The following is a 19,994-nucleotide window of genomic DNA, read 5'->3' as shown; positions in this document are numbered from 1 at the left end:
CATGCGCGACGCGCAGCCCCGCTCGATCCGGCTCGCCGACTACCGGCCGCCGATGTATCTCGTTCCGCGTACGGCCCTGCACTTCGAGCTGTACGAGAGCTTCACCCTGGTGCACGCGACGCTGCAGCTCGTCCGCAATGCGGCCAGCGACGAGCGCGGGCCGCTGCGCCTGGACGGGGAGGGTCTCGAGCTTCGTGAAATCCTCATCGACGGGGAGGCGCCGGCCGAGGGCAGCTGGCGCTGCGACGAGCAGGGCCTCGAAATCGATAGCCCGCCCGAGGCCTTCGAGCTGAGCACGACGGTGCGCATCGACCCGCGGGCGAACACCGCGCTCGAGGGCCTGTACCTGTCCCGGGGCATGTTCTGCACGCAGTGCGAAGCCGAGGGCTTCCGTCGCATCAGCTACTTCCCGGACCGGCCGGACGTGATGTCCGTGTTCACCGTGACCATCGACGCGGAGCTCTCCCGCTACCCCGTGCTCCTGTCCAACGGCAACCGCACGGCCCATGCCGAGCTCGTCGACGGCCGGCACCGGGTGGTCTGGGAGGACCCGTTCCCGAAACCGAGCTATCTCTTCGCCCTGGTCGCCGGCCACCTCGCCTGCGTCGAGGACCGCTTCCGCACCTGCGGCGGCCGCGACGTGACCCTGCGGCTCTTCGTCGAGGACAAGGATGTCGCCAAGTGCGACCACGCGATGAAGTCCCTGAAGCGCTCCATGCGCTGGGACGAGGAGCGCTACGGCCGGGAATACGACCTCGACGTGTTCAACATCGTTGCCGTGGACGACTTCAACATGGGCGCGATGGAGAACAAGAGCCTCAACATCTTCAACACCAGCTGCGTGCTCGCCTGCCCGGCCACGACCACGGATGCGGGCTTCCAGCGCGTCGAGGCCATCGTCGCCCACGAGTATTTCCACAACTGGTCCGGCAACCGCGTGACCTGCCGGGACTGGTTCCAGCTCAGCCTGAAGGAGGGCTTTACCGTCTTCCGCGACGCGGAGTTCTCCGCCGACATGGGTTCGCGGGACCTGAAGCGCATCGAGGATGCCACGCTCCTGCGCACGGCGCAGTTTGCCGAGGATGCGGGCCCGCTGGCGCACCCGGTGCGCCCCGACAGCTACATCGAGATCAACAACTTCTACACGCTGACCGTGTACGAGAAAGGTGCGGAAGTAGTGCGCATGCTGCACACGCTCCTCGGCGAGGACGGCTTCCGCGCCGGCAGCGACCTCTACTTCGAGCGCCACGACGGCCAGGCCGTGACCTGCGACGATTTCGTCGCCGCCATGGCCGAAGCGACCGGGACCGACCTCAGCGCCTTCAAGCGCTGGTATGGGCAGGCCGGCACACCGGAGCTGACCGTGACGGACCACTGGGACGACGCCGCCGGTGCGTACACGCTCACCGTGCGCCAGCACACGCCGCCGACCCCGGGGCAGCCCGAGAAGGCGCCGCTGGTGGTGCCGCTCGCCCTGGGGCTGCTCGGCGATGCAGGAAACCTTCGCCTGACCCTGGCCGGCGAGGCGGTGGACGGCGAGCAGGCGGACAACACGCACCGGGTGCTTATCCTTGAGGAGGCCGAGCAGTCGTTCACCTTTACGGACCTGCCGGAGCGGCCGGTGCCGGCGCTGCTGCGCGGCTTCTCCGCCCCGGTCCGCCTCGCCTATCCCTACACCCGCGAGCAGCTGCGCGCCCTAATGACCCGGGACGACGACGGCTTCGTGCGCTGGGACGCGGGGCAGCAGCTCATGGTCGCCGCCCTGGATGACGTACAGGCGGCCCTCGCCGCCGGCGAAGCGCCCACCCTCGACCCGCTGCTGGCAGAGGCCTGCCAGGCGCTCCTCGACCCGGCGGCACCGGACCCGGCGGTGGCCGCGGCGATGCTGGCGCTGCCCGGCGAAAGCACCCTGGTGGAGCTCGCGGCGCATGCCGGTGGCGCCGATATCGACGCCATCCACGCTTCCCGCGAGTGGCTGCGCGCGGCCCTGGCCGAGACGCTCGAGGACGCGCTCCTCGACTGCGTGCGGCGCCACCCGCCGGCCGCGGCCTACGCACCGGCGGGTGAACAGATCGGCCCGCGCAGCCTGCGCAATACCTGCCTCGCCTACCTCGCCACGCGCGGCGAGACCGGTCTCGCCCTCGCGCGCTCGCAGTTCGCGGCGGCCGACAATCTCACTGACCGCCTCGCGGCGCTGCGGGTCATCGCCGAGGCCGGCGACGACACGGCCCGGGAGGAGGCGCTGGAAGGTTTCCTCGCCGACTGGCAGCACGAGACGCTGGTGGTCAACCACTGGCTGCAGCTGCAGGCCACGCTGGATCTGCCGGATGAAGTGGAGCGGGTGACGGCCCTGCTGGCGCACCCGGCCTTCGAGCTCGGCAACCCGAACCGGGTGCGCGCGCTCATCGGCGCCTTCGCCGGTGCCAACCTGGTCCATTTCCACCGCGCCGACGGTGCCGGCTACCGGCTGCTCGGCGGGGTGGTGGAAACGCTCAACGAGCGCAACCCGCAGATCGCCGCCCGCCTGCTCGCGCCGCTGACCAAGTGGCGCGCGCTGCCGGCCCGGGCCGATGCGATGCGCGCCGAGCTGTCCCGGCTGGCGGCCCTGACCGCGCTCTCGCCCGACGTCTACGAGGTCGTGAGCAAGAGCCTCGAGGCGCCGGCGCAGGCCGGGTAGGGCGGGGTCAGGCCGGGTAGAGCGGCGGCAGCGGGCTGTCCGCTTCCGCCCGGGCGTTTTCGCGGGCGTGGCGGCGCCGTGCCGCCCGGGCCGCGGCGTCGAGCGCGGCCGGGTCCCAGCGCTCGGCGCCCGGCCCGTAGAGGGCCGCATCGAGGGCGGCGACGGCCGCTGCCAGTTCCTCGCCACCGGCCGCGCGAGCCTGCGCCGCCAGGGCGTCCTGCGGTCTCGCGCCGGGCAGCGTACCCAACCACAGCGCGAGCTGGCGCCGGCTGGCGGCCGGGTCGCCGCTGGCCAGGGCGGCGCGGAGTCCTTTCCAGGCACGGGGTTCGCCGGCAGTGGGGCCGGGCGGGCCGTCGCCGGCCGGGGCGCTGCGCCGGCTCCGCCACCAGAGCAGGCCGGTCAGCAGCCAGCCCGCCGCGCAGGCTGCCGCGATCAGTGGCCACGGCCCCGCAGGCGCGGTCGGCGCTCGTCCCGCGCCCTGCGTCACTGCGCTGGCGTCCGCCGTGCCTGCGGTCCCGGTGCCGGCATTCGCGGCCGGCGTGACGCGGATCGTGCGCGCGGGCAGCACGGCCCAGCGCAGCCGGTCCGCTTCCGTGTCCCACCAGGGGACACGCAGCTCCGGCACCTCGTAGCGGCCCGGTGCCACCGGCACCAGGGCGGCGCTGTCCGTGCGCACGCCGATGACGCCGTCGGCGCCTTCCGCGTCCTCGATCTGCGGCTGGTCCGGGTAGTACTTGAGGCCCTGGGTTGCCGGGAAACGCACGAACGGCAGCTGCGCGCCCTGCAGCCCCCTGCCGGTCAGGGTCACGGTGCGGGTGACCGACTCACCGGTGGCGAGCTGCTCCGGCGGCCGCGACCAGCTCTCCTCGATGGTGAGCTCCGCCGCCGGCAGCCAGGTCTGCCCGGGGAAGGCGTCCGGGCGGGCGCGTACCGTCACCGTGAGCGGCTCGGACTGCCGCGACAGGCGCGGCCCGCTGCGCAGTTCGAAGAGGCTGCGCGAGCCCTGCCGGACCCGCGCGCTGAAGGTCTGCACCGGTATCTCCAGCGTGCCGCTCTGCTCCGGGAAGATGGCGTAGCGGATCTCGTGCACCAGCCAGCGGCGGTTGCCGTCGTCGCGCTGGAAGGAATTCTGCCCCAGGGGTTTGACGAAGGCGCCGTCCAGCTTGAGCTCGGTCACGCTGCGGTCGTCGAGGGCGATGGCCTGCTGGATGCGCAGCGTGAGCAGCACCTGCTGCTGCACGTAGACACTGTCGCGGTCCAGCTCGGCGGAGAAGAGCACGTTCGCGTCCGGGCTGCCGGCGGCGGGCGGCGGTTCCACCTCGATCACCAGCGGCGCGGTCTGTTCACCGCCCGCGGAGAGCGGGGGGATCGACAGCGTGCCCTCGCGCCGGGGCGTGATCTCCAGTTCCAGCGCCACCTCCCGGCTGGTGCGGCCGTTGACGATGCGCGTGCTCGAACTGCTCGAGCGCTGCAGGATCTCGAAGTCGCGGGTGAGCGGTGCCAGGTCCGCCTCCGCCGGGTCCACGGCGCCATCGGAGGTGAGCGTGAGGCGAAGGCTGTCGCCGAGGCTCACCCGGTAGCGGTCGACGGTCGCCTCGAGCGCCAGGGCAAGAGACGGTGCCAGGATCGCGGCGAGCGCCGCGCAGCACAGCACCAGGCGCAGCCGATCCTTACCAGATCTTGCCATTGTCTCTCTCCTCTCCCCGCCGCTGGCGCTGGCGGCTCTCGTAGCGGAACTTCTCCCGGAGCAGACCCGAGGGGTCGTCGGGCACGCGCCTGAGCCACTGCTGCATGGCCTGCTCGGCCTCGATGTCCTCGGCCATCTTCTCGGCCATGGCCTGGCCGGCCTCGGGCCCGGGTGCGGGCTGCTCGAGGGACTGCGCTGCGTTGCCCGCATCCCCCTCGTCGGGTTCGGCGCCCCCGTCCTCTGCCTCGCCATCGCCCGGCTGCGCCTGCGACGGGTCGTCGCCGGGTTGCTCGCCCCGGTCCTCGCCGGGATCGCCGCCCTCCGGCTCACCGGGGTCACGCTGCCCCGGCTGCTGCCCCTGCTCACCCTGCTGGCCGGGATCGCTGCCCGGTTCGGGTTGACCCTGCTGGTCGCCGCCGCCCTGCTGCCGTTCCTGCTGCTGCCGGTCGCGCAGCGCTTTCACCAGCTCGAGATTGTCCGCGGCGTCCTGCTGCTCCGGCGCGAGCGCCAGGGAGCGCTCGTAGGCCTCGATGGCTTCCTCTAGGCGGCCGGCGCGGGCGAGGGCGTTGGCCCGGTTGTACCAGCTGTCGGCATCGTCAGCACCGAAGCGGTCGATGGCCGTCGCGTAGTCCCCCGCACGGTAGGCGGCGGTCCCCTGCCAGGCCGGGTCCTCGAAGGTCTTCGCGGCGCGCTCCGCTTCGCCCTCGGCCAGGGCCCGGGCGCCCTGCTGGTCCGGCGTGAGCCAGAGATCGCGCCAGAGGTCGGCGCGGGCCGCGGGCGCCGGCAGCAGCAGCGCGAGGGCGAGCGGCGCAAGGGCGACCGGCGCGAGGCCGGCGACCAGCCCGCGGCGGAAGGCGAGGGCGGCGAGGGGCACGAGGGGCAGCAGGAACCAGTGCGCCATGTCGACCCACCCCTCGGCGCGGCGGTCCGTTTCCGCCGTGTCGCCGCTGCCGGGCGCCTCGGCGCTGAGCGCGGTCAGGTCGCTGTCGTCGATGGCGATGCGCCGGTAGCGGCCCCCGCTGCGCCGGGCCAGCGTCTCGAGCTCTGCCTCGGGCAGCCCGGGGATCACGATGCTGCCGTCCGCGCGCTTGAGGAAGCCGCCGTCGGGGAGGGGAATCGGCGCGCCTTCCGGGGTGCCGACGCCGAGGACCGACAGGGTGACGTCGCGCCCCTCGAGCTGAGCGGTGATCGCCGGCACGTCGCCCGGCTCGATCGCGTCGGTGACCAGCAGCAGCCGGCCACTGCCCACGGCGGCGGCATCGAGCAGGGCGAGGGCAGACGCCACGGCCGCCGGCGCATCCGACCCCGGTAGCGGCATCATGCCCGGGTCGAGGGCCGGCAGCAGGTTGGCGATGGTCGGCGCGTCGTCCGTCAGCGGCGTGACCACGTGGGCGTCCCCGGCGTAGGCCACCAGGGCGGTCTGCCCCTCCTTCCGGCGCTCGAGCAGGTCGAGCAGCTTGCGCCGGGTCCGGTCGATGCGCGAGGGCGCGAGGTCCTCGGCCCAGAGCGAGTAGCTGAGGTCGAGGATGACCACCAGCGCATCCTGTTTCTGCAGCACCGGCAGCGGTTGCCGCACCCAGCTCGGCCCGGCCGCGGCGACGGTCGCGAGGCTCCAGGCGACCACCAGGAGCGGCAGCAGCGGTCCGCGGCGCCGCGGGCCGGCCGCATCCTCGAGCAGGTAGGGCAGGAGGGCCGGCGAGATCACCGTCTGCCAGCTGCCGCTGCGGCGGCGGGCGCGGGCGACGAGCACGGCGAGGGCGAGCGCCGGCACCAGCAGCAGCAACCAGGCCGGGCGCAGGAAGTGGAAGTCCGCGAGCAGGTTCACGCGGCCGCCCCCCGCGGCCACCGGGGACCGCCGCTGAGTTCGCGCAGCGCGAGCAGGAAGCTCGCGAACACCGCCAGCGCCAGCGGCCAGTGCAGCAGTGAGTGCCGCGGCCGGAAAGTCGCCGTATCGGTTTCCACCGGCTCCAGGCGGTCGATCTCCTGGTAGATCGCCTCCAGTTCCTCCGGGTCCCGGGCGCGGAAGTAGCGCCCGCCGGTGCCGCTGGCGATGGCCTCGAGGGTGGCCTCGTCGAGGTCTGCCGAGGGGTTCACCCGGCGGCTGCCGAAGCGCGAGCCGAGGATGCCGGGGACCGTGAGGCTTTCGGCGCCGATGCCGATGGTGTGTACCCGGATGTCGAGGGAGGCGGCCAGCGCCGCCGCCTCCAGCGGGTCGACGCTGCTCGCCGTGTCCTGGCCATCCGTGAGCAGCACCAGCACGCGGCTCTCCGCCGGGCGCTCGCGCAGCCGCTTCACGGCCAGCCCCAGGGCGTCGCCGATCGCCGTTTCCTGGCCGGCGAAGCCGATCTGTGCCTCGCGGAGGAAGCGGTCCACGGTGCGCGTGTCGTAGGACAGGGGCGACTGCACGTAGGCCCGGCTGCCGAACAGGATGAGGCCGACGCGGTCGCCGCGGCGGCGCTCGATGAACTGGCCACCGACCGCCTTGACGGTGTCGATGCGCCGGGCGAGCTCGTTGCCCACGCGCATGTCCTCGACCCGCATGCTCCCGGAGATGTCCACGGCCAGCATCAGGTCCCGGCCCTCGTTGGGCAGGGCCACGGGTTCGCCGACCCAGGTCGGCCGGGCGAGGGCAGCGAGAAGCCCGAGCCAGGCGAGCACCAGGAGAACGAGGACGCCGCGTTGCCCCGTCCCCCGGTAGGCACCGCTTTCGATGCTGCGCCAGGGGAGGCTGAACGGCACGCGCAGGGCGGCGTCGCGATGGGCGCGCGGCGGCAGCAGCGCGCGCACTGCCAGCGGCAGCGGTGCGAGGGCGAAGGCCCAGGGCCAGAGCAGCTCGATCACGTCGCCAGGCTCCCGGCGCGCTGCGCGCGCAGCCAGCCTTCGGCGGCCTCGCAGAAGGCGGCGGCATCGCCGGCTGCCGGGGCCGGTTCGTAGGGGAGCGTCGCGCGCACGGCGGCGAAGGGCTTTGCCGGGGCGGTGGCGTCCAGGAAAGCGAGCCACTGGCCGCCGCTCAGCGCCGCGGTCTCGCGGCGCGGGTAGCGGGCCAGGGCCACGCGTTTCAGCAGCGCGTTGGTCGCCGCCGTGAGCGCGGCCGGGTCGTCGGCGAGGCGCTCGCGCAGCGCGGCCAGTTCCCGGCGGGCCGCGCGCAGGTGGGCGCGGCGGCGCCAGGCGCGCAGCGCGAGGAACCCGAGGGCGATGAGCGCCGCGAGAACGACGGCGGCGAGGAGCCACCAGCCCGGGGCCGGCGGCCAGGCGTCCACCGGGGGCGGCGTGCGCAGCGGGTGCAGGGCGTCGAGCGGGTCCTGGGGATTCACGGGCGCGCGCCCCCGTAGAGTTCGCGCAGGAGCGCCAGCGGCGAGCTCGTGGTGCTGGCCTCGATGCAGGGAATGCCGAGCTGTAGCAGCAGGGCCTCGCGTTCGGCGCGCGCCTCGGCAAGCACCGAGCCGAGGTGCCGGCGCAGGACGCTGTCGGCCAGGGCCAGGGTGTGCCGCTGGTCGCCGTCGCTGATGGTGTAGCGCCCGGGTGGCGGCAGCGTCTCCTCCAGCGGATCGGTGCAGTGGAGCAGGGTCAGCTCCGTGTGCCGGCTGAGCTGGAAGAGGTGCTCCCGGCCGCCTTCGTCGAGCAACCCGGAGAGGTCGCTGACCAGGAACACGCTGCTGCCCGGCCGGGCGATCCGCCGCAGTTTCGCCAGCAGCTCGGCGGCGCCGGGGGCCGGGGTGGCGGGATCGCGCAGCGCCGCGTTGTAGTCGCAGACCGTGGACAGCAGCCCGAGCACCGACTGCCGGCTGCGCCGCGGCCGCAGGTCCCGGTGCCCATCGGCACCGAAGACCAGGCCGCCGACACGTTCCCCGGCCTCGAGGGCGCTCCAGGCGACCAGGGCCGCGAGGTGGGCGGCGAGTACGGACTTGAAGCAGTCGCGGGAGCCGAAGAACATGCCCGGGCGCTGGTCCACGGCGACCAGCACCGGCCGTTCCCGCTCCTCGTGAAAGAGCTTGGTGTGGGCGCTGCCGGTGCGCGCGGTCACCCGCCAGTCGATGGCGCGGATGTCGTCGCCCGGCTGGTAGCTGCGCACCTCGTCGAAGTCGATGCCGCGGCCGCGAAAGCTGGCGCGGTTGCTGCCGGCGAGGTGCGAGAGGGCGCGGCGCCGGCTGGTGACGTTCACCTGCCGCGCGGCGAAGCGCAGCGCGAGCAGGTCGGCGAGCTCGCAGTAGGCGCCCTGCGGTGCGCGCTCGAAGTCCACGGGCCTCAGGCCGCGGGCACCAGGGCCAGCAGCTCCTCGGTGACCCGGTCCGGCGTCACGCCGTTCGCCTCGGCCTCGAAGGTGAGCAGGAGCCTGTGCCGCAGCACGTCGCCCAGCACCGCCTGCACGTCGTCGGGCCCGACGAAGTCGGCGCCGCGCAGCCAGGCGTGGGCCCGGGCGCAGCGGTCCAGGGCGATGGTGGCGCGGGGGCTGGCGCCGTAGGCGATCCAGCCGGCGAGCTCGTGGCTGTAGCTCTCGGGCTGGCGCGTGGCGATCACCAGCTGCACGATGTATTGCTCCACGGCCTCGGCCATGTGCAGGTCGAGCAGCTCGTGGCGCGCCTCGAACACCTGCTCCTGGCTCACGACCGGTGGCGCCACGGTGCCGCCCTGGCCCGCCTCGGCGCGGGTCAGGCGCAGGATCGCCGTCTCCGCCGCGGCGTCCGGGTAGTCGACGCGGACGTGTAGCAGGAAGCGGTCCAGCTGCGCCTCCGGCAGCGGATAGGTGCCCTCCTGTTCGATCGGGTTCTGCGTCGCCATCACCAGGAAGAGCCGCGGCAGCGGCCAGGACTCGGCGCCGACGCTGACCTGGCGCTCGGCCATGGCCTCGAGAAGCGCGGACTGCACCTTCGCCGGCGCGCGGTTGATCTCGTCGGCGAGCACCAGGTTGTTGAAGACGGGCCCCTGCTGGAAGTGGAACCCCCCCTCCTGGGGCCGGAAGATCTCCGTGCCGGTGACGTCACCGGGCAGCAGGTCCGGGGTGAACTGGATGCGGTGGAAGGACCCCTCGAGCCCGTCGCCGAGGCTCTTGATGGCGCGCGTCTTGGCGAGGCCGGGCGCACCCTCGACGAGGAGATGCCCGTCGGCGAGCAGGGCGATGAGCAGCCGCTCCACGAGGTGTTCCTGGCCGATGACCTGGGTCGCGAGCCATTCCTTGAGGGCCTGGATTTCCGCCTTCGCCACGGTCACTCCTCTTCATCGGGGGTCGGTTACCGGAGGCGCGCAGTCTAGCGCAGCGGCCCTTGCACTCAAAACAGCACTCAAAACGGCACTCAAGACGCCGGGCACAAAATCTCCGGACCGGCGATGGGACTGGCGCCGGCGGCAAAAGTTCCACCGGGTTTTGGCGGCAAGGTCGCGACGAATTCGGTAGACTGGGCGCCTGAAACGGCGCGCCGCGGCTGCCCCGGCACGGCGGCCTCTTATGGCGGCCTCTCACGGCAGCCTGCTGATGGACGGGTTTATGAACTGGGAGAACCTGAAGGCGACGCTGATCTCGGAGCTCGCCGACCGCGTCGACCGCCGGGCCGAGGCGGACAAGCGCGACTCCCTGCACAACCTTGCGTCTGCCTTCTACCGCCGCTTCCCGGCCGAGGACCTGCGCGGGCGCTCGCCCGAGAATCTCTATGGCTGCCTTTACGGCCTGCTGCGCTTCATGCGCCGCTTCGAGGCGGAGGCGGGGCCGCGGGTGCGCATCTTCAACCCGCAGCTGGACCGGCACGGCTGGGAGAGCAGCGCCACCGTGGTGGCGATCCTCTGCCGCGACATGCCCTTCTGCACGGCGTCTGTCCGCGGCGAGATCAACCAGCGGCAGATCCCGATCCACACCCTCGCCAGCTGCAACCTGGTCACCCGCCGCGATGCCGACGGCGGCCTCGAAGCGGTGCTGCCGCCGGGCGCAGAGGCGCCGGCCGGTGCTTCCGCCGAGAGCCTGCTCTACTTCGAGATCGGCCGCCATTCGGACGTGGCGGAACTGGAGCCGCTGCGCCAGGCCCTCGAGGACATCCTCGGCGAGGTGGCCCGGGTCGTCGACGACTTCACGCCCATGCGCGAGCGCCTCGACGCGGCCGCCGCCGACCTTGCCGCGGCCGCCTGCGTGGACCGGGAGGGGCGCGAGGAGGCGCGGGCGTTCCTCGACTGGCTCAAGCACGACCACGTCACTTTCCTCGGTTACGAGTACCTTGCCGTTTCCCGCGCCGGGGCCGGCTACGAGGTCGAGAGCCCCGCCGACACGCACCTCGGCATCCTGCGCGGGCGCGACACCCGGGGTCCCCGCGACCTCGCCGAGGACCTGGCCACCACCGCGCCGGCCGCGCTGCACGACGGCGTGCTCACCTTCGGCAAGTCGCGGCGGCGCTCGCGCGTGCACCGGCAGGCCTACCCCGACTACATCGAGGTCAAGGTGTTCGACGAGGACGGCGAGGTCATCGGCCAGCACCGCTTCCTCGGTCTTTACACGGCGGCGGTATATACGATGACCCCGTCGCTGATTCCCGTGCTGCGGCGCAAGGTCGACGCGGTGCTTGCCCTGTCCGGCCTCGATACCAGCGAACACGACGGCCGCGAGCTGATCCGCGTGCTCGAGCTCTTCCCCCGCGACGAGCTCTTCCAGTCCAGCGTGCAGGAACTCTACGAGACCGCGAGCGCGGTCAACCGCATCCAGGAGCGACGGCAGACGCGCCTCTTCGTGCGCCGGGACCTGCACGACAAGTTCGTCAGCTGCATGGTCTACATGCCCCGGGACCGCTACACCACGGAGCGGCGGCAGCGGATCCAGCGCATCCTCAGCGACGCCTTCGCCGCAGAGGAATCCGAGTTCACGACCCTGTTCACGGAGTCGATCCTGGTCCGGGTGCACTTCGTGCTGCGGGTCGACCCCACCAGGCTGGACACCTACGACGTCAACGAGATCGAGGAACAGATCGTGCAGGCCACACTGGCATGGGAAGACCGCTTGCGGAACCGGCTCGTCGAGGAGTTCGGCGAGGAACAGGGCGAGCGGCTCTTCCGCGACATCGGCGTGGGTTTCCCGCCGGGCTACCAGGACGACTTCGACCCGCGGGTCGCCGTCTCCGACATGCACAAGATGCTGGCACTGGATGGCGGCGAGCGCCTGGGCATGAGCCTCTACCGGCTGCTCGAGGAGGGCGACGACCACCTGCGCCTGCGCCTGTACAACCTCGGCGCGCCGCTGCCGCTGTCCGATGTGCTGCCGATCCTCGAGAACCTCGGGCTGCGCGTGGTCACCGAGCGCGCCTACCCGGTGCGCGCGCGCCGGGGCGAGCACTACTGGATCCAGGAGTTCTCGCTGATCTACACGCTGGCGCAGAATATCGACCTCGACGAGGTGAAGGGGGAGTTCGAGGACGCCTTCCGGCGCATCTGGTTCGGCGAGGCGGAGAGCGACTCCTTCAACCGCCTGCTCCTCGGCACCCGGCTCTCCTGGCGGGAGATCGCGCTGCTGCGCGCCTACGCCTGCTACCTGCGGCAGATCAATTTCCCCTACAGTCTCGCTTACATTGCCGAGACCATGGCGGACCACCTGCACCTGTCCGCGGGCATCGTCGAGCTGTTCCTCACCCGTTTCTCACCGGTGTTCGACGGCGACGAGGACTGGCGCGCCCAGCGCGAGGCCGCCGTCGAGCAGCGTGTGCTCACCGGCCTCGACGCGGTCCAGAACCTCGGCCAGGACCGGATCATCCGCCAGTACGTTGCCGTTATCTGTGCGACGCTGCGCACCAACTTCTTCCAGCCCGACGACCGCGGCGAGCTCAAGCCCTACTTCTCCTTCAAGCTCTCGCCCGGTGACATCCCGGACGTGCCGCGGCCGGTACCGCTCTACGAGGTGTTTGTCTATTCGCCGCGCCTCGAGGGTGTGCACCTGCGCGGCGGCAAGGTCGCCCGCGGCGGCCTGCGCTGGTCGGACCGCCTCGAGGATTTCCGCACGGAGGTGCTCGGCCTGGTCAAGGCACAGCAGGTGAAGAACGCGGTGATCGTGCCCGTGGGCGCCAAGGGCGGTTTCGTCTGCAAGCGCCTGGGCGCCGACTGGGAGCGCGACGCGGTGCAGGCCGAGGGCGTCGCCTGCTACCAGACCTTCATCCGCGGCCTGCTCGATATCACCGACAACCGCAGCGAGCGCGGCGTGGTGCGCCCGGCGCACGTCGTGGCCAAGGACGACGAGGACCCCTACCTCGTCGTTGCCGCGGACAAGGGCACGGCGACCTTCTCCGACATCGCCAACGCCCTGTCGCAGGAGTACGGCTTCTGGCTCGGTGACGCCTTCGCCTCCGGCGGCAGCGTCGGCTACGACCACAAGAAGATGGGGATCACCGCCCGCGGGGCCTGGGTGTCCGTGGAGCGGCATTTCCGCGAGCTCGGCATCAACGTCGCGACCACGCCGTTCTCGGTGGTCGGCATCGGCGACATGAGTGGCGACGTTTTCGGCAACGGCATGCTCCTGTCGCCGCACATCCGCCTGGTTGCGGCCTTCAACCACCAGCATATCTTCGTCGACCCGGAGCCGGACACGGCGGCCGCCTACGCCGAGCGCCAGCGCCTCTTTGCCCTGCCGCGCTCGAGCTGGGAGGACTACGACGCCGCGCTGATCTCTGCGGGGGGCGGGGTATTCAGCCGGGCCGCCAAGTCCGTAACCATCTCCCGCGAGATGAAGGCGCGCTTCGCCATCAGCGCAGACCACCTGACGCCGGCGGAGCTGATCAGCCACCTGCTGCGCGCCGAAGTCGACCTGCTCTGGAACGGCGGCATCGGCACCTGGGTGAAGTCCAGCCTCGAGGCACACACGGATGTCGGCGACAAGACCAACGACAGCCTGCGCGTGAACGCCAACCAGCTGCGCTGCCGGGTGATCGGCGAGGGCGGCAATCTCGGCATGACCCAGCTCGCGCGGGTCGAGTACGCGCTGCACGGCGGGCGCGTGAACACGGACTTCATCGACAATGCCGGCGGCGTCGACTGCTCCGACCACGAGGTCAACATCAAGATTCTCCTCGACGCCATCGTCGCCCGCGGCGACCTGACCGAGAAACACCGCAACACGCTGCTGGAGGAGATGACCGAGAGCGTGGCCGCGCTGGTGCTGGCCAACAACTACCGCCAGGTGCAGGCCATCAGCCTCGCGGAGTTCGAGGCCCGGGAGCGTGCTGGCGAGTACCGGCGCCTCATCGGCAACCTGGAGGCGAGCGGCCGCCTGGACCGGGAGCTGGAGTTCCTGCCCAGTGACGAGGACCTGGCGGAGCGCGCGCTGCTCAATCGCGGACTGACCCGGCCGGAACTCGCCATCCTCGTTTCCTACAGCAAGGCGGTGCTCAAGGAGTCGCTCGGCGAGGCAGCCCTGGAGCAGGACCCGAGCCTGGCGGAAGCCGCGGCCACGGCGTTCCCGGCCCGGCTCGTCGAGCGTTTCCCGGAAGACGTCGCGGCGCACCGGCTGCGCCGGGAGATCATCTGCACGCAGGTCGCGAATGACATCGTCAACCGCATGGGGCCCAACTTCGTCAGCCGGCAGCAGCGCGCCACCGGTGCGCCGGTAGCCGACGTGGCCCGGGCCTACACGGCGGCGATGGTCATCTACGGCCTCGGCGAGCGCTGGGACGCCATCGAGGGTCTCGACTACCGGGTGGAGGCCGCGCTACAGCACGAGATGATGCTCGACGTGGTGCGGCTGGTGAAGCGCTCCACTCGCTGGCTGCTGCGCAACCGGCGCCACCAGCTCGCCCCCTCGCTGCTGATCGAGGAATTTGCCGGCGGCATCGACGGTTTCCTCGGGCAGCTGCCCTCGCTGCTGCGCGGCAACGCGCAGGCGTTCTACGAGGAACGCCGGGGCCGCTACCTCGCCGGCGGTGTCGACGAGCCGCTGGCGGCAACGGTGGCGGCGGGGCTCTACGCCGCCACGGGCCTGGCGATCATCGATGTCGCGAGCCGGGCGGAGGCGCCCCTGGGGGAGGTGGCGGAGCTCTACTTCCATCTCGGCGAGCGCCTCGAGCTCGACTGGTTCGGCGGGCAGATCCTGCGCAGCGCCGTGGACAACGAGTGGCAGGCGCTGGCGCGCGAGTCCTACCTCGAGGACCTGCAGGCCCAGCAGTGCACGCTGGCGATGGGTATCCTGCGCCTGCGCTGCGAGGGCCTGGACAGTGCCGCCTGCGTCGAGCGCTGGGAGGAGCAGGAGGCGCCGCTCATCGCCCGCTGGCGCGAGATGCTGGCGGAGCTGCACGCCACGACGGCGCCGGACTTCGCGATGTTCGCGGTTGCCAACCGCGAGCTGCTGGATCTCGCGCAGAGCAGCCGCCGCGCCTAGGCGCCTACCCCAGCCGGCGTCAGCCGGCCGCGCCGCCCGACCGGTGCATCTGTGCGTCGCCGCGCAGGAAGGCCGTGACGTCACCGGCCGGCAGCGGGCGGGCCAGGTAGTAGCCCTGGCCGTGCACCCCGGGCTCGCCCTGCAGGAAAGTCGCCTGCTCCACGTTCTCCACACCTGACAGCACCACGTCCAGGCCGAGCGCCTGGCTCAGGGCGATCATTGCCCGCGCCATACGCTGGCCGTCCGGACCGCTCACATCCTTGAGGTAGCTGCCGTCGATCTTCAGGGTGCGCACGTGCAGCGACTGCAGGTAGCGCAGGCCCAGGGAGCCGGAGCCGAAGCCGTCCACGACCAGGCCGACCCCCAGGGCTTCCAGCGCCTCCATACTCTGCGTCGTTCGCTCCGGGTCCTGGATCAGGGCCTGCTCGTGGACCTCCAGTTCCAGCAGCGACGGTGCCAGGCCGTGGTGGCGCAGTATCGCCGCGATCCGCGCTGGCGTGTCGGCGTGGTTCAGGGTCTTCGGGCTCACGTTCATGCCCAGCCGCGGCGGGGCGATACCGTCCGCCTGCCACGCGGCCAGGTACGCGCAGGCGCTGTCCAGCGACTGGAAGTCCAGCTGGCGCACCAGGCCGGCTTTCTCCGCGGCCGCGATGAACTGCTCCGGCGGCACGTTGCCCAGCTGCGGGTCGTCCCAGCGCGTCAACGCCTCGATGGCAACGACCTCCCCCGTGGCAACGTCGAACTCGGGGTGGAAGACGAGGTCCAGCCCGTTGCCATCCAGGGCGCTGCGCAGGTTTTCCACCAGGGTGAGGTACTCCGCGGCCTGGGCCGTCATGGCGGCGGTGTAGAAGCGCCAGTCATTGCGCCCCTGCTCCTTGGCCTCGTACATGGCCGTGTCTGCATTGGTCAGCAGTTCGTCGGCGCTGCCCGCGTCCTCGGGATAGAGGCTGATGCCGATGCTGCAGCTCAGCTGGGCCTGCTCACCGCCGAGATCGAAGGGGCGGCAGACGGCGTCCATGAGCTTGCTGGCGACCTGGGACAGGTCCGCCGGGTCCCGGACACCGGCGAGAACCGCCACGAACTCGTCGCCGCCGACCCGCGCCAGGGAATCGCTGTCGCGCAGGGCGCCGAGCAGGCGGCTCGCGGCCTGGCGCAGCACCTCGTCTCCGGCGGCGTGGCCGAGGCTGTCGTTGATGGCCTTGAAACGGTCGAGGTCGATGAACATCACCGCCACCTGGCTGCCGTCACGGTTTGCCTGCTTCAGGCTTCGCTGCAGGATGATGTCGAGCTGGATACGGTTCGGCAGGCCGGTCAGCGGGTCGTGGTGGGCGATGCGCTCGAGCTGGGCCTTCACGGTCTGCAGCGTGGTGACGTCGTGCGCGCTCGCCAGCACCCCGAATGTTTCCCCCTCGTCGAGGAGCGGTGTGTAGACCACCTTGAAACAGCGCGGCTCGCCGACCGCCGGCTGCCGCCACTCCTCGAAGCTGACGGTCTCGCCCTGCAGGCAGCGGGCGAGGCCTGGCGCGACCTTGCTGCTCAAGGCCTCGCCGCCGAACAGTTCCTCCACGCGGTGCCCGATGAGCTCGTCCCGCCTGCAGCCGAAGAAGTCGGCGTAGGCGCCGTTCACCATCAGGTAGCGGAGATCCTTGTCTACCGCTGCCAGCTGGTCCTGGGTGCTGGCGACCGCCTGTTCATAGATCTCGAGGTCGACGAGCCGGTTGGACAGCTCGAGCCGCGCCACGGCATCTTCCAGGGCGCGGGTCTCGCTGAGGTCCACGTGGACGCCCAACAGGCGGATGACCCGGCCATCGTGGTCGCACACCGGCGTGGCGCGGGCGAGAATCGGGACGTAATGGCCGTCCTTGTGGCGCAGGTGGAAGGTGTGCTCCCAGTGGTCCTCGCCGTGCTCGCGGAAGCGGGCGAGGTGGGCGAGGACCGCTTCCCGGTCTTCCTCTGCGAGCGCGGCCTCGAAGGTTGCGAAGCTGTTTTCCAGTTCGTCGTCGCGGTAGCCGAGCTGGGCTTTCCAGCTCGGTGAGAAATAGACCCGGTCGGTGAGCAGGTCGTAGTCCCAGATGCCTACATCGAGCGCCGAGGTGAGCAGGTGGTAGCGCGTGCGCTCCTCATCGACGGCGCGGCGCAGGTGCACCTGTTCGCTGGTATCGCTGAAGATCGCCGCGACGTAGCCGCCGGCTAGCGCGTAGAGGTCATTGCGGTACCAGCCCGCGCGCAGGTCGTCCTCGTAGTACAGCGAGGGGAGGGACTCCGGGATGCCCGACTCGCCGACACGGCGCAGGGCCTCGAGGATGCCCATGGTGCCGGCGCCCCGCATCACCCGGGTCAGGGGCTGGCCGAGAACCTCCCGCAGGTCGACGCTCGCGATACGGCGGGCCGCGGGATTCAGGTAGACGAACTCGAAATCCTGGGCCCCGTCCACGGGCCGGTAGATCGCCACGCCGAAGTCAACGGTATCGAGAAGACTGCCCGCGATCTCCGCGGTCAGTGGGTGATCGGCTTGCGCCGGTAGCCCTGGCACGGCCACCCCCTTCCTGCACATAAGAATGCAAGCATAGGCACACCGTGAGCGCTGTCAACTTGCCCGCTGCGCAGCCTCATCGGGCGGGGCGCGACCGTAGGCCGGCGTTTGCGCCCCGTGGAATTGCTCAGACAGAAGGCAATCGATGCACCCCGGAGACGCCCGTCATGCCATCCCACTGGGCGGCGCGACCCTCGCGCCAGCCCGAGAGCCAGTTGACCCGCTGCTGCTCGTTCTCGTGGGGGCAGCTGTCGCTGCTGCGACCGGAAACCCCGGCGAGATAACCCCGGTCATAGGCCCGGCTGGCCATGTCGCGCTTCTGTCTTTTCATAAGTGGTGCCTCTCGAGCAGTGGCGGTGGGATGGGCGGGCGTGGTGCCCGCTTCCTGATCTAAGCAAAGGGGTCCCGGACTGTCGATGAACGATTTGTTACAAGGGCCCCGGCTCTAGCGCCCCCTGTTTATAAGGATAAAAAAATTGCCATATTTCCAATGTCTTAGCGCGTCTTTGGGGAGGCGCGAGTGGTCTGCTACGCTGCAAACCGGATCCGGGGCGGCGCGGGACTCCACCGGCCTGCCCCGGACCGTTCCCGGCCCCTTGCTCACTGCCCCGGAGAATGCCCATGCGTCGCCTCGCCTCACGCTCACTGTTCCGCCTGTTTCCCGTCCTTCTTCCCGTCCTTCTTCCCGTCTTTCTCGCCGTCACCCAGCCCGCCCGGGCCGAGGACCCCGTCGCCCTGGCCGTCGCGGACGCCGTGGACGCGCTGCAGCCCGAGGCGCGGGCCCTGCTTGCGGAGACCGTCGCGATCAACAGCGGCACCATGAACTTCGCCGGTGTCCGCGCCGTCGGCGAGCGTTTCATGCCGCCGCTCACGGCCCTCGGCTTCACCGTGGAATGGATCGACGGCGAGCCCTTCGGCCGTGCCGGCCACCTGCTGGCATCCCGCGGCAGCCGCGGCCCGAGGCTGCTCCTGATCGGCCACCTCGACACTGTCTTCCCCGTGGATGGGCCCTTCCAGGCCATGGAAACCGTGGCTCCCGGGCGCGTTCGCGGCCCCGGCATCACGGACATGAAGGGCGGCAACGTGGTCCTGCTGACGGCGCTGCAGGCGCTCGATCGCGCAGGCCAGCTCGACGCGCTCCAGCTGCGGGTGTTCCTCGCCGGTGACGAGGAGGATCGCGGCGAACCGTTGGCGCTGGCCACGGCGCCGCTGGCAGAGGCAGCCCGCTGGGCGGACTACGCCATCGGCTTCGAGGACGGCGACGGCGACCCGGAAACGGCGGTCATCGCGCGGCGCGGCTCGAGCAGCTGGCGCCTCGCCGTCTCCGGCCGGCCCGCGCACTCGTCGCAGATCTTCCGGCGAGACGTCGGCTACGGCGCGGCCTTCGAGCTGGCGCGCATCCTCGACGGCTGGCGCGCGGCGCTCGCCGGTGAGGAGAACCTGACCTTCAACGCGGGACTGGTGCTTGCGGGCACGGAACTGTCCCACGAGCCCGCGCGGACCCGCGGTGTGGCTTTCGGCAAGGACAACGTGATTCCCCAGGCGGCGCTTGCCAGCGGCGGTATCCGCGCGCTGACGCCCGCGCAGCTCGAGCGGGCGGTGGCCACCATGGAGCGGATTGCCGGCGAGCACCTGGCCGGGACCGGGGCTCGCTTCGAGTTCACCGAGGGCTATCCACCCATGCCGCCCACGGCCGGCAACGAGGCGCTGCTGGCGCTCTACAGCGCGGGGAGCGAGGCCCTTGGCTTCGGCCCGGTGCGCGCGGTGGACCCGCGCCGCGCGGGGGCGGCGGATATCTCCTTTGCCGCGCCCTACGTGCGCGCCGCCATCGACGGCCTCGGGCTCATGGGGGAGGGCGGCCACACGGTGTACGAGACCGCGACCATGGCCACCCTGCCCAGCCAGGGCAAGCGCGCGGCGCTGCTCATGCTGGCGCTTGCGCGGGGAGCGGGTCCGCAGTGACCGGGAAGCGGTCGTCGGCGAATACCAGCTCCAGGGGCTTCTCCGGGTGCGCCACGCCGCGCAGGAGATGGAGCGCCCCGGCGTGGTCCTCGACCAGCGCCGTGCAGTTCTCTACCCAGTCGCCGTCGTTGCAGTAGAGGACCCCTTCGATCTCCCGCACCAGCGGGTAGTGCAGGTGGCCGCAGATGATGCCGTCGAGGCCGCGGTCCCGGACCAGGTTGACGGCCGCGTGCTGGTAGGCGCGGATGGCCGCCTCGGCCTGGGACACGTTGACCTTCACCCACTTGGCCAGGGACCAGTACGGCTTGCCCAGGGCCTCGCGGGCTTGGTTTATGCGGCGGTTCACCCACATGAGCAGGTCGTAGGCGATGTCGCCGATGAAGCGGTTGAGCCGGCTGTAGCGCACGGCGAAGTCCAGCTCATCGCCGTGGGTGACCAGCATGCGATAGCCCTGGCCCGTCTCGTGGATCACTTCCTTGCGGATCTGCACCTCGCCGAACTCGCTGCCGCAGAACTCGCGGAAGTTCTGGTCGTGGTTGCCGGGAATGTACACGACCTCGGTGCCGTGCCGGGAAAACTTGAGAATCCGGCGCAGCACCCGCGTGTGCGCCTCGGGCCAGTGGACGCGCCGCTGCATTGCCCAGACGTCGACGATATCGCCGACGAGATAGAGCCGCTCGCACTCCACGCGGTCGAGAAGCTGCAGGAGCTGCTCGGCCTTGCTGTGCACGCTGCCGAGGTGCACGTCAGAGATCCACAGCGCCTTGCAGCGCACTTTGCCATCGGGGGGTAGGGCCTGCATCGT

At 71.3% G+C, this 19,994-nt stretch carries 12 protein-coding genes; 3 read left to right on the top strand and 9 right to left on the bottom strand.

Annotated elements, in window-relative coordinates; translation table 11 throughout:
- Nucleotide 1: 1 nt before the first annotated feature.
- Entirely contained in the window at nt 2-2,677 is a 2,676-nt protein-coding gene (pepN, locus tag RKE50_RS08375) for an aminopeptidase N (protein WP_350035816.1), read from the top strand.
- A 7-nt stretch (nt 2,678-2,684) separates the two neighbouring features.
- On the opposite strand, the gene RKE50_RS08370 is transcribed toward pepN, so the two are convergent.
- Genes RKE50_RS08370 through RKE50_RS08345 form a run of 6 tightly spaced genes read right to left on the bottom strand, consistent with a single transcriptional unit; the run spans nt 2,685 to nt 9,566 of the window.
- The gene (locus RKE50_RS08370) at nt 2,685-4,364 is read right to left on the bottom strand and encodes a BatD family protein (protein ID WP_350035815.1); all 1,680 of its coding nucleotides are present in this window, start codon (nt 4,362-4,364) and stop codon (nt 2,685-2,687) included.
- Nucleotides 4,348-6,189: a vWA domain-containing protein gene (locus RKE50_RS08365; RefSeq protein WP_350035814.1), complete on the bottom strand. Its 1,842-nt coding sequence runs from the start codon at nt 6,187-6,189 to the stop codon at nt 4,348-4,350. Before RKE50_RS08365 ends, RKE50_RS08370 begins: the two co-directional genes overlap by 17 nt.
- Nucleotides 6,186-7,205, bottom strand: a complete 1,020-nt coding sequence (locus RKE50_RS08360) for a VWA domain-containing protein (RefSeq protein ID WP_350035813.1) — start codon at nt 7,203-7,205, stop codon at nt 6,186-6,188. The genes RKE50_RS08365 and RKE50_RS08360 overlap by 4 nt, the downstream gene beginning before the upstream one ends.
- On the bottom strand, nt 7,202-7,678 hold the full coding sequence (locus tag RKE50_RS08355) for a DUF4381 domain-containing protein (RefSeq protein ID WP_350035811.1): 477 nt from the start codon (nt 7,676-7,678) through the stop codon (nt 7,202-7,204). Before RKE50_RS08355 ends, RKE50_RS08360 begins: the two co-directional genes overlap by 4 nt.
- Nucleotides 7,675-8,604: a DUF58 domain-containing protein gene (locus tag RKE50_RS08350; RefSeq protein WP_350035809.1), complete on the bottom strand. Its 930-nt coding sequence runs from the start codon at nt 8,602-8,604 to the stop codon at nt 7,675-7,677. The genes RKE50_RS08355 and RKE50_RS08350 overlap by 4 nt, the downstream gene beginning before the upstream one ends.
- 5 nt (nt 8,605-8,609) lie before the next feature.
- A complete protein-coding gene (locus tag RKE50_RS08345) occupies nt 8,610-9,566 on the bottom strand; it encodes an AAA family ATPase (RefSeq protein WP_350035808.1) in 957 nt (318 codons plus the stop codon).
- Between the two features lie 241 nt (nt 9,567-9,807).
- On the opposite strand from RKE50_RS08345, the gene RKE50_RS08340 reads away from it, so the two are divergent.
- Complete coding sequence (locus RKE50_RS08340; protein WP_350035807.1) at nt 9,808-14,694, top strand: NAD-glutamate dehydrogenase; 4,887 nt, start codon at nt 9,808-9,810, stop codon at nt 14,692-14,694.
- A gap of 19 nt (nt 14,695-14,713) precedes the next feature.
- Here RKE50_RS08340 and RKE50_RS08335 read toward each other — a convergent pair whose 3' ends face one another.
- A complete protein-coding gene (locus RKE50_RS08335) occupies nt 14,714-17,227 on the bottom strand; it encodes a sensor domain-containing protein (protein WP_350035806.1) in 2,514 nt (837 codons plus the stop codon).
- A 127-nt stretch (nt 17,228-17,354) separates the two neighbouring features.
- Nucleotides 17,355-17,558 (bottom strand): ribosome modulation factor, encoded by a 204-nt coding sequence (gene rmf / locus RKE50_RS08330; RefSeq protein ID WP_350035804.1) that lies wholly within the window; start codon nt 17,556-17,558, stop codon nt 17,355-17,357.
- 290 nt (nt 17,559-17,848) lie between these two features.
- Between rmf and RKE50_RS08325 the strand changes: the two genes are divergently transcribed.
- Nucleotides 17,849-19,189, top strand: a complete 1,341-nt coding sequence (locus RKE50_RS08325; RefSeq protein ID WP_350035803.1) for a M20/M25/M40 family metallo-hydrolase — start codon at nt 17,849-17,851, stop codon at nt 19,187-19,189.
- On the opposite strand, the gene RKE50_RS08320 is transcribed toward RKE50_RS08325, so the two are convergent.
- A complete protein-coding gene (locus RKE50_RS08320; protein WP_350035801.1) occupies nt 19,152-19,991 on the bottom strand; it encodes a UDP-2,3-diacylglucosamine diphosphatase in 840 nt (279 codons plus the stop codon). The genes RKE50_RS08325 and RKE50_RS08320 overlap by 38 nt on opposite strands.
- Nucleotides 19,992-19,994 lie beyond the last annotated feature (3 nt).

Origin of the sequence: Pseudohaliea sp. (genome assembly GCF_040217025.1) — a bacterium.
Lineage (GTDB): Bacteria > Pseudomonadota > Gammaproteobacteria > Pseudomonadales > Halieaceae > Pseudohaliea.
The sequence above is the reverse complement of the archived record's forward strand: the minus strand, read 5'-3'. Positions and strand labels throughout refer to the sequence as shown.

Excerpts from the sequence above, each read along its gene's own strand:
- pepN (WP_350035816.1), top strand. The coding sequence starts at position 2 with ATGCGCGACGCGCAGCCCCGCTCGATCCGGCTCGCCGACTACCGGCCG.
- RKE50_RS08370 (WP_350035815.1), bottom strand. The coding sequence starts at position 4,364 with ATGGCAAGATCTGGTAAGGATCGGCTGCGCCTGGTGCTGTGCTGCGCG.
- RKE50_RS08340 (WP_350035807.1), top strand. The coding sequence starts at position 9,808 with ATGGCGGCCTCTCACGGCAGCCTGCTGATGGACGGGTTTATGAACTGG.
- rmf (WP_350035804.1), bottom strand. The coding sequence starts at position 17,558 with ATGAAAAGACAGAAGCGCGACATGGCCAGCCGGGCCTATGACCGGGGT.
- RKE50_RS08325 (WP_350035803.1), top strand. The coding sequence starts at position 17,849 with ATGCGTCGCCTCGCCTCACGCTCACTGTTCCGCCTGTTTCCCGTCCTT.
- RKE50_RS08320 (WP_350035801.1), bottom strand. The coding sequence starts at position 19,991 with ATGCAGGCCCTACCCCCCGATGGCAAAGTGCGCTGCAAGGCGCTGTGG.